We start from the raw sequence: 13,552 nt of genomic DNA on the forward strand, positions 1-13,552 counted from the left end.
ACCAGCGTTGTGGTCAACCACATTCCTTTCTAATCTTCCCTGGTAATTACATGAAAAAAATCACACACATTCTGGCTTTGACGCTACTGGCTTTGACTAGCCCAGCATTATTTGCCGACGAAGCCGCCATTAAAAAAGCCTTGAGTGAGTTTATGCCGGGGGGGCAGGTTGACTCGGTGAAACCATCGGAAGTCAAAGGGCTGTACGAAGTGTCTATGGGTGGCAATATCTTTTATGCATCCGAAGACGGTAAATATTTATTGCAAGGGCAGCTCTTCGACGCCGAAGCAAAGAAAAATATCACCGAATCCAAGCTGGCTGACGTGCGTAAAGCCTCGCTGGATAAAGTCGGCGAACAAAAAATGATTATTTTCAAACCGGAAACCAGCAAACATGTCGTGTCTATCTTTACCGACATCGATTGCGGATATTGCCGCAAGCTGCACTCGGAAATCGATCAATATATGGCGCAGGGTATTACGATACGCTACATGTTTTTCCCTAGAGCCGGCAAAGGGTCGGATTCCTATAAAAAAGCCGTCTCAGTCTGGTGTGCTGCCGACAAAAATAAAGCGCTAACCACCGCGAAGAAAGGTGAGCATCTGGATGCAAAAACCTGCGAAAACCCTGTGGATGAACATATGGCCTTAGGTGAAGCGTTTGGTATGAACGGCACACCGATGATAGTCACGCAAAAAGGCAATATCTTGCCCGGCTATGTACCCGCTGCGCAATTGGCGAAAGTTCTAGCTAGCGAATAAAAATAAGGAAATAAAACCGCCAGTTTCAGCGCCGGCGGTTTTATTTGTTTGGTAATTATCGAATCGTCACTTCTACCCGACGGTTTCGCGGTTCGGACGTTTCATCGCCGGTCTTGATCAACAAATTCTTTTCGCCGTGCGATGTGACGGCGACTTCCTTCACATCCAGCTTACTAGGGTCGAACAAACGGCTTACCTGAACGGCGCGCTCATTCGCCAATTTTTCGTTTTTGCCCGCATCGCCCACCGTATCGGTGTGACCGATCACTGAAATATCGGCGGCCGGATGTTTGCCGGCGGTTTCGATGATCTTGGGAATCAAAGCCGCCGATTCGGCGGTCAGCTTGGTGCCGCCGGTCTCAAAATACAATAAAAATATCTCCGGCAATACCGGCTCGGAAGCCAAGGCTCTGCCAAAGTCTTTATTGATCTTTTCTTGTTCGACTTTGAATACGGTTTTGGAGTTGTCCAGAGCTGCACCAAAACCGGCTTGTTCGATCACGGTTTCGCTGTTGGCACCGCTGAAAATCACTTTTCCGGTTGAGCCGTCGTGATCTTCCAGCAATACCAAATAAGATTTGGCGCAACCGCTTAAACCCAGTGCAGCGGCGAATGTGAGGATTTTGGGTAAGGAAATTGTCGTCATGGCAAATACTCGGCTTATTCTTCAACTTTGACTAAAAAACGCGTGCCTCTTACCGCAATCACGCCGGTAGGAGTTTTTACCGTTACCGCTTCCGGCTTGAGTTTGGCGATGACGCCGGAAATATAATGCAGGGTGCCTTTTAATAGGCTGGCGTTTAATTGCAATTTGTCCTGCTGGGGTTCGAATTGATAAGCTTCTATTTTGAATTCGGTATTCGGGCCGATCGACAAAATGGTATTGTCTTTCAGCGTTACCCCGGCAGCGCCGTTCTGGTCGGTTTTAATGACGTTGCCGACATGAATCGGCGAACCAAGGCTGGCTTTGATCGGGCCGCTACTTTCGTCAATAGTCGTTTGATCGTTGATGGTTTTGATGTATCCGATGACTGTTTCATCGGCCGATACCGCATTCGGCATGCAAAGGGCTAACCCCAGGCTACAACAGGCGAAAAGACGTTTCATAATGGCCTCTACAAACGGTGTTTTTGGACATCAATAGCCGCGTGGGCGGTATTGAAATTTAGCGTGTAAGTATAGACAGCATTTAATTGTTGTTAGATTCAAGAGCTTTTTTGTTTTAGGGCTATTCGTTAACGCTGCTCTTGAATAATGTCTCACCGGCGAAGGCGGGAGCCCGGCGGCTATATGGGATTTGGTTCACTGTCTGGCTTCCGGTCGTGCGCGCCCAACATCGGAAACTAGCGCTTACGGAACGGTTACCGGTATTAGATAAAAACCTCAGCGGCTTAACGGATCAGTAATTCCACCCAAAACGTGCTGCCCACACCCGGCGTGCTGCTAACGCCGACAGTACCGTTCATCAGTTCCGCAAGTTGTTTGGTAATTGCCAATCCTATACCGGTGCCTTCTATGTCGGTATTATCCGCACCCAGACGCTGAAATGATTGGAATAACAATTGCTGTTGTTGCTCCGCCAGACCTTTGCCGGTATCGGTAATAGAAATTCTTACCCGATTATCGTCTACCCGTCTGCTGCTCAGGTTAATGGAACCGTTGGGGCGATTATATTTCACGGCGTTGGACAGAAAATTCAATAAAATTTGTTTGGCGCGTTTCGGGTCAGCTTGTAGCTCAATGTTCTCGGGTAAGGGATTATCGACAATTAGCGCCAGGCCTTTATTTTGCACCAAGGGTGTGATCAGGGTTTGGCAATCGTTGATCAGCTCCACCAAATTGATGCTGCCGATATTCACGCTGATTTTGCCGGACTCGATTTTAGCCAGATCCAAAAGCTCGTTTATTAGCCCGAGTAAGTGTAGACCGGCCTTGAGTATTTCATTGACCGAGTCCAGGTGGGTTTCGGCCAAAGGGTGTTCCGGATCGTCCATTTGCATCAGCTGCGCAAAACCGATAATGGCGTTCAGCGGCGTGCGCAATTCGTGGCTCATTTGCGACAGAAATTGGCTTTTGGCCAAGCTGACTTGTTCGGTCCGGTTAATCAATTCTCGCATTACGGTTTGTTCTTCGGCTTTTTTCAGCAGCATTTTCGCCATGAGCACCCGTTCGCCAATATCGTTGATGGTCAACACCGTGCCCATCAGTGCGCCCCGACTGCCTATCAAAGGGGCGATGGTCAGATTGGCGTTCATCGCGTAGTGGTCGGAAATGGATAGGCGAGTATTGCTGATTTTCAACGGTCCCTGATTGATGACGCTTTGCTGTATCAATTCAGCGATTCGATGCGGTTTGCCGTCTATTTCCAGGCTAAATATTTCGTCGATATTTTGGCTGGCGGTCTTGGGGCGTTTGCTGCCGATGATATCCAGAGCGGCGGCATTCATGTATTCGATTGAGCCTTTATTATCTGTGGTTATGACACCATCGACGATAGCGTTTAAGGTGATGTAGGCGCGTTTGCGTTCCGCGAATAAGGACTGGATCAGTTTCTCAAAATGCCGCCAGCTGCGTAGTGGATAGCTGATTATTAACACCAGTAACGCCACGGACGGTGCAAACCAATAGTGGCTGGTATGCAGTAAGACCAAGCAAAACAGTAAAATTGCCATCGATAGTATCGAGACAGCCAGTGCCAGCCAGCGCAGTGAAAAACAAGTGCTGATCTTGACGGCGATACCGGCTATCGCCAGGCTTAAGAGGAATTGCCAATGGCCCGGTAACGGCTGCCAAAGGGTTTGCTTTATGAGGCCATCCAAGCCGGCTGCGACGAAATCCACCCCGCTCATGGGCCGATCACCGACAGCCAAGGGTGCCGGCAGGTCGCGTTCTATGCCGCTGGCGGTCAGCCCGACCAATATGTATTTATCGGTGAATAATTGTCCGGACACCTTCCCCGACAATACGTCCAAATAAGAAACTCTAACGAAATCGCTGCCCGGCGCAAAGAACGGCAACCACACCCGATAATCGCCATGTATGCTTTCTGGCGATGTTTCGGTCCGTAAGCCCGGTAAATCGGCAAGTATTTCCGGATGGTTCAAAGAATAAATAGTCAGCGGCATCGCCAACCACTGCGAGTCGCCCAAGGACAATTGCAACAAAATGCTTCTACTGATGCCGTCCTTATCCAAATCGACATTGGCATGCCCCAACACAGCGTGTTTGGCGAATTCAGGTAATGGCAGCGTTTCCACTACGTTATTGCCATTGCGTTCGACAATAACCGGCAGTATTACTTGTTTGTTACTCGCTAGTGCGCGGCTTAAGTGCGCGTCCAATTCAGGATGTTGCTGATCCGCTTCGGAAAAAATAAAATCCAACGCAATCGCCTTGGGTTTTGCCGACGCCAGCGTCTCCAGCAGGCGAGCGTGAATATCTCTGGGCCAGGGCCAGCGCCCTAGTTTTTGCAGGCTTTTTTGATCGACTTCGATAATGACAATATCTTTTGAAGCCGGCGTGGCCAGCAGCTTCAGTTGGGCATCATAAATCCACCGATCAAAGCGCCACAGTGCATCCGTATAGCTTAAGCCAACCGTTAGAACGATCAGCGCAATGACGATCAATGATTTTTCGAAGTGGCGTGTCGCCATGGAATTTACTGTGCAAAGTGGAAATACTTGGGAAAGTATACTAGTTGCAATCGCAATTAGTTAATGTAAAACAAGGTTTTCCGCTGTTAGCTGCCTGGCTGCACGAGGTAAATTGTCTGAACAATGCTGCGTGCCGCGAACATGTCTGCCTATCAACGCTTGTTGACTTTTAGCAGCGCTTTCAAACGATATAAGGCGTCCAATGCTTGCCGAGGACTCAAATGATCGGGATCGAGTTCTTCCAGCAGCACGACAGCCGGATGGCATTCCTGGCTGGTAAATAAGTCGAATTGGTTGATTTCGCTATGATTTTGCAGCTCAATGTAGGCGGTGTTTTCCAATTGCGCCAGTTTATTTTTGGCGTTGGCAATCACGTTCTGCGGCACTCCGGCCAGCGCCGCCACTTGCAAACCGTAGCTTTGACTGGCCGGGCCGTCCTTGACGGCGTGTAAAAACACGATCTTGTCGCCGTGCTCCATCGCATCCAAATGGATGTTGTGGATATTGCTTTGTTCTTCGGCCAGCGTAGTTAATTCGAAATAATGGGTCGCGAATAGCGTGAACGCCTGGGTATGGCGGGCCAGATAATCGGCGCAGGCCCAGGCCAACGATAAGCCGTCGAAAGTGCTGGTGCCGCGGCCGATCTCATCCATCAGGATCAAGCTGTTGCTGGTGGCATTATGCAGAATATTCGCGGTTTCCGACATTTCCACCATAAAAGTCGAGCGGCCGCTGGCCAGATCGTCGGAGGCGCCGATGCGGGTAAATATCTTGTCTATCGGTCCGCAACGTAGCGATTGCGCAGGCACGTAGCAGCCAATGTGCGCCAGCAGCACGATCAGCGCGGCCTGGCGCATATAAGTCGATTTACCACCCATGTTCGGGCCGGTGATGACCAGCATCCGGCGCTCTGTCGAAAAATTCAGGTCGTTGGCGACGAAGGGAATGCTGGAGAGTGCTTCCACCACTAGATGTCGACCGGCAACGATGTCGATGCCGGGTTGTTGATCCAATACCGGTTGCGACAAGTTTAAGGTTTCGGCGCGTTCGGCGAAATTTACCAATACATCCAGTTCGGCCAACGAGTTGGCACAATGCTGTAGATCGAGTAGGGCATCGCCCAGCGTATCCAGCAATTGATCGTACAAAGCTTTCTCGAAGGACAGCGATTTTTCTCTGGCACTGAGCACTTTGTCCTCAAACGACTTCAGTTCCGGAGTGATGTAACGCTCGGCACCTTTCAGCGTTTGCTTGCGGGTGTAATGCATTGGCACCTTGTCGGCCTGAGCATTGGAAATCTCGATGTAATAGCCGTGCACCCGGTTGTAATTCACCTTGAGTGTAGCTATGCCGGTAGCGGCTCGCTCGCGCTGTTCCATGTCGATCAAGAATTGGTCGGCGTTCTGGCTGAGATTACGCAGCTCGTCCAGCTCCGGGTGGTAGCCGGGGGCAATCACGCCGCCGTCGCGGATCAAGACCGGCGGATTATCGATGATGGCGCGTTGCAGCAGGGCCAATAATTCCGGTTGTTCGCGCAGTTGCGAGCGTAGGTTTTCCAGATGCGGGTTATCGCTGTCGGCCAGCTGACTTTGTAAAGCCGGCAAGGTCGCCAATGTATGGCGCAGCACCAGTAGATCGCGTGGCCGCGCCGATTTCAACGCAATGCGCGAGCTGATACGTTCTATATCGCCGACCTGACGCAGACTGCCTTGTAGGTCTTTATATAATTGATTCGCCAACAGACTGGCGACGCAGGCATAGCGACCATTGACAACAGCATGATCCCGCAAGGGCCGGTGTATCCAGCGCCGCAGGCAACGGCTGCCCATCGCGGTGGCGGTCTTATCCAAGACGCCCAGCAAGGTGTATTGCATCTGGCCGCTGGGATGGCTGTCCAGCTCCAGATTGCGGCGGCTGGCGGCGTCCAGACTGATGCTGTCGTCGCAGTTCTCGACCCGAATGCCTTGAATATGGGGCAGGGCGCTTTGCTGAGTGTCGCGTACGTATTGCAGCAAACAACCCGCCGCGCAAATCGCCGCCGGCAAATGCTCGCAGCCATAACCTTTCAAGTCGTGGCTATTGAACTGCTTCAAAATCAATAGCCGGCAACTATCAAGGTCAAAATGCCAGGGCGGACGCTTACATAAGCCGCGGCGTTCCTTGACGGCGGGCGGTAGTCTAATATCTTCGCTATACAGCAGTTCCGCCGGATTCAAGCGCTCGATTTCGCTAAGCAGCTGGGTTTCGTTGTCCAATTGTTGCAGCGTAAATTTACCGCTGCCTAAATCCAGACAGGCCAGTCCGAACAACTTGTCGAATACTGCCAGAGACACAAGCAGATTGTCCTTGCGATCCTCCAACAAGGCTTCGTCGGTGACAGTGCCTGGCGTGACGATGCGCACGACTTTGCGTTCCACCGGCCCTTTGGATTTGGCCGGGTCGCCGATTTGCTCGCATATCGCAATCGATTCGCCTTGTTTCAGCAGGCGGGCGATGTAGTTTTCCGCCGCATGGTAAGGAATGCCGGCCATAGGGATTGGTTGTCCACCGGATTGGCCGCGAGCGGTTAGCGTAATATCCAATAACTGCGCGGCCTTTTTTGCATCATCGAAAAACAGCTCGTAGAAATCGCCCATTCTGTAAAACAGCAGCGTGTCAGGCTGGCCGGATTTGATGCGCATATATTGTTGCATCATCGGGGTGTGCTGTGTTTCGTTGCCTTGCCTGCTGTCTTGTTTTGTTTGGATATTCATTCGTAAGTTAATGAAATAACAGATAATAGTTCTATGTTGTGAGCCGGGTTCACTCCAGCTACACTTTTCAAAACTTCCCTGCACTTTGCTGTTTAGTATAGGTTTTAGTATAGGTTTTTTCGAGTTATACTCGTGTCATCGATCAACATAAAAAACCTATACTAAAATGCAACTCGATGCCCGCACCGCTAAAGCTTTGCAGCCAGGACAGCATATGGCTTTTGACGATTACCCAGGACTGCGTTTGTCTGCCATGGCAAAAGTGAGAACTTGGTTTTATCGGTATAGAAGCACTGTTGATGGACGCCTTAGGCAGGTGTCAATTGGTCATTGGCCATCTATGTCATTTCCCGTGGCTATTGTCGCTTGGGAAGCTTTGAAAAACCAGCGTGATTCTGGTAATGATCCTGTATTAGAGGCAAAGCAAGCTAAATTAGAGGCAAAAGCTTTAATAATAAAACAAGAGGCGGCAAATTCTGAAAACGCTTATACAGTCCGAGTGCTGTGTGATGAATATTTAGCTGGACATGTTTGTCGCCACAGAGCCAAAAAAGGTTCTACTGAAATTACTAGGATGTTTAACACGATGCTGGGTGATATGGCGGATTTACCATCCACTGCAATTACCCGCGCAATGGCTTTTGATTTGATTCAAAAGTACGCCGCAATATCGCCCGTGCAGGCCGGAAAATTACGATGTGAGTTAGGAGCAGCATGGGATTATGCAATGGATGCCGGCAGACTACCTGAAGCTGCAGTAAATTGGTGGCGCTTAATTTTACGTGGAAAAATTAGATCAAAAGGAAAGACCATAGAAGGTAAGAACATCGGCGTGGTTAAACGCGTACTCACTGAAGACGAAATCGGTGAATTGATAGCTTGGCTTCCAAATTTCGCACCGATAATTACTGACGTTCTAATGTTATATCTTTGGACCGGAACTCGTGGCTCAGAAATTGTCGGCATGTCAGGAACTGAAATTAGTGAAGAGGGCGGTCAAGTTTGGTGGACGATACCGAAAATTAGAACGAAAAATGCTCGACATGAAACTGCTACAGATCAAAGGGTGCCCTTATTCGGTAGGGGTTTGGCAGTGGTGTTACGGCGGAAAAAATTATATGGAGACGGTTTTCTATTTCCATCCCGTCATAAAGTGGGGCACATCGAACAAAAATACGTCACTGAACAGGTGTTTTATAGACAGCCCTATAGTCAGATACGCCCTGAGCAGGTGAGGCCTCGATTAACGGTGACTCATTGGGCACCGCATGATTTGCGACGGACTTCACGCACCTTGCTTGCAAAATTAGGATGTCCAGATTCCGTAGGTGAAACGATTCTCGGTCATATGTTACCCGGTGTGGTAGGAACTTATAATCGGCATCAATATGACGATGAAAAACGCCTATGGCTCTTTAATCTGTCAGAGCATCTTGAGTCATTGGCACATTTCTAGATTTAGGTTTGCCGTTGCGTCCGCCTATTGCCGTATTAGGGGGGGGTAATAAATCGGAAACAGGACGCGACTCAGCCCATTCTTCAATTTCGCGTAGTAACCAGCAGGAACGGCGTGCAGATGCTTTACGAGGCTTAGGGAACTCATCGGCACGAATCAATGATTGGATGGTAGATTCAGAAAGCCCTGTGACTTCTGAAACCGCCTCAAGATCAATCATGATGGGTCTCAATACTGACTGACGTTTCTGGGCGTTACTCATGTATTTGTTGTCTACCAATAAATAGGTCGCTGGTTCGATCCGGCCTTGTTTTAAATAAAGCAATGACCGGATTGGTTGCCATTTTATCTTACTCAGGATTCAAATATTTTTGGTTAACCTTCTCATAAATGTATTTTGCAGATGCTGCAGCGATCAGTGAGATCTTCACGGGCTTTTAACAAAACCCAAGATTGACATTGTGGACACTTCGAAAGTTGAACTCGTTTATCTTTGATGTCCTGTGCCACCACCCAAGCATCGGAAAACTCGAGTTGTCCCAAGGGATATGATTTTTTATACGCATTAAAGGCAGTAATTAGCGTCTGGATTTGGCCTTCTTTCGATTTGGCCGTGGCAACCTGAAAACACACGGCGAAGATGGTTACATCTTTATACTTACGGCGACTACCGGTCAAACCTCGGGTTGAAAACTTGATCGATCCACGACTGGGCGATTGGCCATGTAATTGACGGTATGTCTGCCTCAGTAACTTTATCGGTACTCCCGTTGCTTGATGCACGATTTTGACTTTCGCATGGAGATTGAGCAGTTCAATTGCCAAGGTTTGCTGTTGATATTTCTTGAGCATTAGCTGCCTCCCTTAGCCAATAGCGCCGCTTAATCCGAGCATGGCTTCCACCATCGGAGGCGAATCTCTGTTGATGTTTTGAATAAACTGACTCGAAAATCGGGGGGTAAAACATAGCCAGTTGGAGCGGGCAATTAAGTCAATGTCTTCTAAAGATAAACGCCCAACAGCCAAGCGCATGGCCTCATCGGTAATCCCCAAGATTAATTCAGTCAGCACCGGGTTCTCCCGTGCGATTTCTCTGGCTTTGATGAGCCATGCCTGATTCATGGCATAGATCTCTTCATCGCAACCCAGTTGATCTATCGTTGTCAGTTTGTCAAAGTAGGCCTCAAGATTTTTGAATGCTGACTGCATCATGTTGTCGACGTGCCCCGCCATATTGACTATTTTCAGTTTCGATTTCAGATAATCGGATCCGAATTCAGCGACCAGCGGAATATACAATTCCTGGAAGAACCCCTGCGTGCTGGTTTTGACGTCCTTAAAATCAATCGTCAGCGATTGCTGATTGGCAAAGCACTCGCGTGCCAGTCGCGCGAAATTTTTGCCATGGATTGCCTGGGGTATTTGGGAATGGGTGGCTGTAACGACAACGATATGCATGCGACTTCTCCTTAGTAGCTCCTTGATTGCCTCTAACGAGTGCTTGGTTTGTTCAAAGATTGACTTTTTGATTTTGCGGAAACCCAACGCCGCCGCCCCGACCGATCAGTCCACACCTCGCAGATAGGGCATTGACTAAATGCGGCTTCAGGGTGAATCATGCCTAGGTAACGGGCGCGGCAACGCCCGCAAAGAATGAAAACCAAATCACCCGCCGAGAGCAGGCTAATTAAATACCAAGCCCGGTTGATGTCTAACGGATAATGTTGGCTGGAGCGTGGTTGGATAAATTGCCGATCGGCTAAAATTTTGGAAGCGACGTTGCTGTAGATCTCATAGGCCGTAACCAGTAAGGTTGCACTCAGGTTCGGAGTAGAAAGTCGGTGTCTGATGTCTTCAATCATGCTTAAAAATAGCGAGGCATGAATGTTGTTGAACGCCGAGCGGATGGCCCATTGATGATCATGAGGCAGCATGCCTTGTTTGGGCGGTTGTCCTTGTACCGCTTTAGATAATTCGATGCTTTGCTTTCGGGTTAAATGGCAGAGTTGGCTGACAATCGGAGGACGTACGCCAAGCTGGATTAGCCTTTCGGCCAATAGCAAGTCCGCGCCTATATTTGACCTGCTTTTAAAGGGCATTGGTTTCATCCGCAGTTCCAGTGATACACGGTTGGAGAAGATCCACATAGGCGACCATGGGCAAGTTGCTTGGAACATAAACCGGCAATAACTGAATCACTGCGCGACTGCTTTCGGCGTGTTCACGAAGTTGCTCCTGTGTCGTGCCGGCGAGATGGTCTATACCATTCCGATCTAATCCAAAGCGCCAGGCCGTTTCTTCAGGATTACTGCGTGCGCATTCCCTGGCTAGCATGAGATATTCGAAATTTAACCGGGCAAGATCTTCATCCAGTGTTGACATAAACGCCTCTGAGTTGATTAACGACTGTTGTCGATATGCTAGGCAGGCAACGCGGAAATGTCCCGGTCGCAAAGTGACCTGATTTGGGTCACAAACCTCCGGAACCCCCGATAGATATGATTTGGCTTTGTTGAAAATAATTGTCCTATTGCGCTGGCGACGCTTTTTTCGGCAAATAACGGACGGCCAATTTGATAACGCCAGGCTAATTGCAGGGTCCAATGAATTGAATGATCCTGAAATTCTTCTAATCTCGTTCTGCTTACCAGGGACTTTGCCTACAAGAAGTAGAGCCTTAATTGGTGTTTGACCTGAATAATTGCATTCCAAAATCATTTTTATATTGCTTATCTTGAATTTGTTATGGAGGAAATTGTTATGAATCGGCTATTCGCTAACCAGACAACTACTGCTGGTTACCTGGTTTGGGGTGGTTTATGCGCGAGGTAATTCAATGCTTGATCGATTGGTTGGATAGCGAGCCAAGCGATGAAAAAGGGCACCGCATATTGCGCGCGTTAGCCCAGGAATCGTTGAAGAAGTCAGAATTCGAAGAGTCGAAGCGCCGGTTCACGGCTGATGAAATCGTCGCCGCAGTCGGTGAATCTATAGGAATTTCCGATCCTAAAAAGTGGATCGATTGGCCGGGTTCGTTGAAGAAATATTGCGAAACCCGAGAGCCGCAAATCTTAGAGTTTGCTCGTAAACGTGGGTTGTCTTGTTATGCAAAACCTGACCGTAAAAGCACAAAGGGCGGTCCGGGACAACTCACGACGTTCTATATCAAGGCAGAACCGATACCGGAAATAACGGAAGAAGACCAAGCGATTGACGGCGTCCTTGGCAGGAACAATGCAGCCGATTTGCAAGCCAGCTATCAAATGACTGAACTAGGTGAAGTCAAACCCAGTTGGATCGCGAGTCGGTTATTTCGGCATGGACAAATTGAATTAAGACAATGGCATGTCTGGGTTATAGTGGGTTGGCTAGCAATCATAGCTGGGTTGTCGGTGTTAATTGCTTATGCTGGATGGCTATCGTTATCCTTACCCAGATCCGTGACAACGCAAGATTTGACATTACTGGTCAGTATTTTCGCGATTCCCTATGGTTCCTGGGTAACTATCATCAAGCCTTGGATATTATTGTTGGATGATCGAATTGTCGTAGCCCATGAACTATTCACAAATTTTTATGAACAGTCTGCGCAGTTCGAACTGCTTCGAGACGGAGATTTAAGAGTAATTCGGTTAGTTCGGTATTCGGCGGCATGTCCCATTTGTGGCGCCACTATTTATCTCGAAAAAGGCGAGCCGGATTATCGGCGCAGGTTGGTGGGGCGGTGTTATGAAAGCCCAAGAGAGCATGTGTTCAGTTTCGATCGAATCACGCGTTGCGGGCGATTACTGGTTGATCGATAACTTGTCGAGAGGAACTGCTGCCGCACAGTTTATTCTTATTTCAATACATTTCATTTGCCCTACGACTAGCTGCGGCATACAATCGCCGCTGGTTTTAAGGTTCCCGCTCTTGGCGGGTGAAACTGGAAGTCGGTTAAATGCCGACGCTGCCCCCGCAACGGTAGGTGATTCGTCACGAGCCCGGAGACAGGCCTAAAACTGTAGTCAACAGTATTGCGGAGGGCGATCTGTCAAATCGGTTTTTTTTGGTTTGTCTTTCCCTCTGTTATTCCGTCCACCTTATTCGGAACAGACAACCATGAAAACACTTGCAGCATCTACCACCCTTTCTTCCTCAAAAATCCTGCCTGGCCTGAGTGCTATTGTTTTGGGTCTGACCGTCGTTTTAGGTTTGGGTTTCTTGCAGGACGCCAACAACTACCTACATAACGCCGCCCACGACGGACGTCACAGCGCTGCTTTTCCTTGCCATTAACATGGCGGATTTTCGTAAGTTGGTTGCGGCGTCGCTACTGGCTGGACTATTGGGCGGCTTGTTACTCAGCGTGCTCCAACACTATCAAACCTTGCCCTTGATTTTGGCCGCCGAGCAATTCGAAACACCATCGGCCGAGCATGCGCATGACTGGCAACCGACGGACGGCTGGCAACGCAATGGCTTTACTTTGCTGTTCAATGGCCTGACCGGCTTCGGCTTTGCCTTGTTTATCAGTGTCGCCCTGTACTGGCGGGATCAACACGGTTACCTGTACGGACTCGGCTGGGGTTTGGCCGGTTATTTGGTATTTTTTGTCGCGCCATCATTGGGCTTGCCGCCGGAGTTGCCGGGTACTGACAGCGCCGAATTGCATAGTCGCCAAGCGTGGTGGCTTTTTACGGCCGCCGCTACCGCGATTGGCTTGTTTGGTCTGTTTTTGACCAAACAGCGCTGGCTGCAAATCGGCGGCGCTGGCTTACTGGCCTTACCGCATCTGATCGGCGCACCGCATCCGGAGGTTGCTCAGGCTTTAGCGCCCGAAGCCTTACAACAGCATTTTGTGGTGTTGACATCCATCAACAACGCTATTTTCTGGCTGACCTTAGGCGCAATATCGGGCCGATTGTTGCGTAAAGTAACGTTTTAGTG

General features: G+C 49.2%; 14 protein-coding genes and 1 riboswitch. Of the genes, 5 read left to right on the plus strand and 9 right to left on the minus strand.

From position 1 onward, the window contains the following. Positions 1 to 50 precede the first annotated feature (50 nt). Positions 51 to 761, plus strand: coding sequence for a DsbC family protein (locus ACR64Q_RS08640; RefSeq protein WP_026600428.1), 711 nt, complete (start codon positions 51 to 53; stop codon positions 759 to 761). 55 nt (positions 762 to 816) lie between these two features. Here ACR64Q_RS08640 and ACR64Q_RS08645 read toward each other — a convergent pair whose 3' ends face one another. From ACR64Q_RS08645 to mutS, 4 genes are all read right to left on the minus strand, one after another. Further along, positions 817 to 1,407 carry an OmpA family protein gene (locus ACR64Q_RS08645; RefSeq protein ID WP_026600429.1) on the minus strand — a complete coding sequence of 197 codons (591 nt, stop codon included), beginning with the start codon at positions 1,405 to 1,407 and terminating at the stop codon, positions 817 to 819. Positions 1,408 to 1,421: 14 nt separating this feature from the next. Beyond that, positions 1,422 to 1,868, minus strand: a complete 447-nt coding sequence (locus tag ACR64Q_RS08650) for a FecR family protein (RefSeq protein WP_231499565.1) — start codon at positions 1,866 to 1,868, stop codon at positions 1,422 to 1,424. A 284-nt stretch (positions 1,869 to 2,152) separates the two neighbouring features. Then, on the minus strand, positions 2,153 to 4,414 hold the full coding sequence (locus ACR64Q_RS08655; RefSeq protein WP_313734320.1) for a CHASE2 domain-containing protein: 2,262 nt from the start codon (positions 4,412 to 4,414) through the stop codon (positions 2,153 to 2,155). A gap of 152 nt (positions 4,415 to 4,566) precedes the next feature. Beyond that, on the minus strand, positions 4,567 to 7,167 hold the full coding sequence (mutS, locus tag ACR64Q_RS08660; RefSeq protein WP_026600432.1) for a DNA mismatch repair protein MutS: 2,601 nt from the start codon (positions 7,165 to 7,167) through the stop codon (positions 4,567 to 4,569). Positions 7,168 to 7,333: 166 nt separating this feature from the next. On the opposite strand from mutS, the gene ACR64Q_RS08665 reads away from it, so the two are divergent. Further along, complete coding sequence (locus ACR64Q_RS08665) at positions 7,334 to 8,623, plus strand: tyrosine-type recombinase/integrase (protein WP_313734321.1); 1,290 nt, start codon at positions 7,334 to 7,336, stop codon at positions 8,621 to 8,623. On the opposite strand, the gene ACR64Q_RS08670 is transcribed toward ACR64Q_RS08665, so the two are convergent. From ACR64Q_RS08670 to ACR64Q_RS08690, 5 genes are read right to left on the minus strand one after another with little or no spacing between them, the layout of a single operon-like run. Beyond that, on the minus strand, positions 8,583 to 8,948 hold the full coding sequence (locus ACR64Q_RS08670) for a helix-turn-helix transcriptional regulator (protein ID WP_020481844.1): 366 nt from the start codon (positions 8,946 to 8,948) through the stop codon (positions 8,583 to 8,585). The genes ACR64Q_RS08665 and ACR64Q_RS08670 overlap by 41 nt on opposite strands. A gap of 59 nt (positions 8,949 to 9,007) precedes the next feature. Next, positions 9,008 to 9,475: a FlhC family transcriptional regulator gene (locus ACR64Q_RS08675; RefSeq protein WP_026600434.1), complete on the minus strand. Its 468-nt coding sequence runs from the start codon at positions 9,473 to 9,475 to the stop codon at positions 9,008 to 9,010. Between the two features lie 12 nt (positions 9,476 to 9,487). Beyond that, positions 9,488 to 10,081: an STAS-like domain-containing protein gene (locus tag ACR64Q_RS08680; RefSeq protein ID WP_020481842.1), complete on the minus strand. Its 594-nt coding sequence runs from the start codon at positions 10,079 to 10,081 to the stop codon at positions 9,488 to 9,490. A gap of 32 nt (positions 10,082 to 10,113) precedes the next feature. Then, the gene (locus ACR64Q_RS08685) at positions 10,114 to 10,731 is read right to left on the minus strand and encodes a FlhC family transcriptional regulator (RefSeq protein ID WP_483823307.1); all 618 of its coding nucleotides are present in this window, start codon (positions 10,729 to 10,731) and stop codon (positions 10,114 to 10,116) included. Beyond that, on the minus strand, positions 10,712 to 11,341 hold the full coding sequence (locus ACR64Q_RS08690; protein ID WP_020481840.1) for a flagellar transcriptional regulator FlhD: 630 nt from the start codon (positions 11,339 to 11,341) through the stop codon (positions 10,712 to 10,714). Before ACR64Q_RS08690 ends, ACR64Q_RS08685 begins: the two co-directional genes overlap by 20 nt. A 101-nt stretch (positions 11,342 to 11,442) precedes the next feature. On the opposite strand from ACR64Q_RS08690, the gene ACR64Q_RS08695 reads away from it, so the two are divergent. The 3 genes from ACR64Q_RS08695 to ACR64Q_RS08705 all read left to right on the plus strand — a co-directional run bounded on the left by ACR64Q_RS08695 (position 11,443) and on the right by ACR64Q_RS08705 (position 13,550). Beyond that, entirely contained in the window at positions 11,443 to 12,426 is a 984-nt protein-coding gene (locus tag ACR64Q_RS08695) for a hypothetical protein (RefSeq protein ID WP_020481839.1), read from the plus strand. An 80-nt stretch (positions 12,427 to 12,506) separates the two neighbouring features. After that, positions 12,507 to 12,636: riboswitch (cobalamin riboswitch) on the plus strand. 88 nt (positions 12,637 to 12,724) lie between these two features. After that, positions 12,725 to 12,901, plus strand: a complete 177-nt coding sequence (locus ACR64Q_RS08700; protein WP_081607879.1) for a CbtB domain-containing protein — start codon at positions 12,725 to 12,727, stop codon at positions 12,899 to 12,901. 1 nt (position 12,902) lies between these two features. Further along, positions 12,903 to 13,550 (plus strand): CbtA family protein, encoded by a 648-nt coding sequence (locus tag ACR64Q_RS08705; protein ID WP_020481838.1) that lies wholly within the window; start codon positions 12,903 to 12,905, stop codon positions 13,548 to 13,550. Positions 13,551 to 13,552: the final 2 nt, after the last annotated feature.

The organism is Methylomonas sp. 2F7 (assembly GCF_057126975.1).

Coding starts and splice junctions, on each gene's coding strand:
- ACR64Q_RS08650 (WP_231499565.1), bottom strand. CDS start 1,868: ATGAAACGTCTTTTCGCCTGTTGTAGCCTGGGGTTAGCCCTTTGCATG.
- ACR64Q_RS08645 (WP_026600429.1), bottom strand. CDS start 1,407: ATGACGACAATTTCCTTACCCAAAATCCTCACATTCGCCGCTGCACTG.
- ACR64Q_RS08705 (WP_020481838.1), top strand. CDS start 12,903: ATGGCGGATTTTCGTAAGTTGGTTGCGGCGTCGCTACTGGCTGGACTA.
- ACR64Q_RS08665 (WP_313734321.1), top strand. CDS start 7,334: ATGCAACTCGATGCCCGCACCGCTAAAGCTTTGCAGCCAGGACAGCAT.
- ACR64Q_RS08685 (WP_483823307.1), bottom strand. CDS start 10,731: ATGAAACCAATGCCCTTTAAAAGCAGGTCAAATATAGGCGCGGACTTG.
- ACR64Q_RS08700 (WP_081607879.1), top strand. CDS start 12,725: ATGAAAACACTTGCAGCATCTACCACCCTTTCTTCCTCAAAAATCCTG.
- ACR64Q_RS08695 (WP_020481839.1), top strand. CDS start 11,443: ATGCGCGAGGTAATTCAATGCTTGATCGATTGGTTGGATAGCGAGCCA.
- ACR64Q_RS08690 (WP_020481840.1), bottom strand. CDS start 11,341: ATGATTTTGGAATGCAATTATTCAGGTCAAACACCAATTAAGGCTCTA.
- mutS (WP_026600432.1), bottom strand. CDS start 7,167: ATGAATATCCAAACAAAACAAGACAGCAGGCAAGGCAACGAAACACAG.
- ACR64Q_RS08675 (WP_026600434.1), bottom strand. CDS start 9,475: ATGCTCAAGAAATATCAACAGCAAACCTTGGCAATTGAACTGCTCAAT.
- ACR64Q_RS08640 (WP_026600428.1), top strand. CDS start 51: ATGAAAAAAATCACACACATTCTGGCTTTGACGCTACTGGCTTTGACT.
- ACR64Q_RS08655 (WP_313734320.1), bottom strand. CDS start 4,414: ATGGCGACACGCCACTTCGAAAAATCATTGATCGTCATTGCGCTGATC.
- ACR64Q_RS08680 (WP_020481842.1), bottom strand. CDS start 10,081: ATGCATATCGTTGTCGTTACAGCCACCCATTCCCAAATACCCCAGGCA.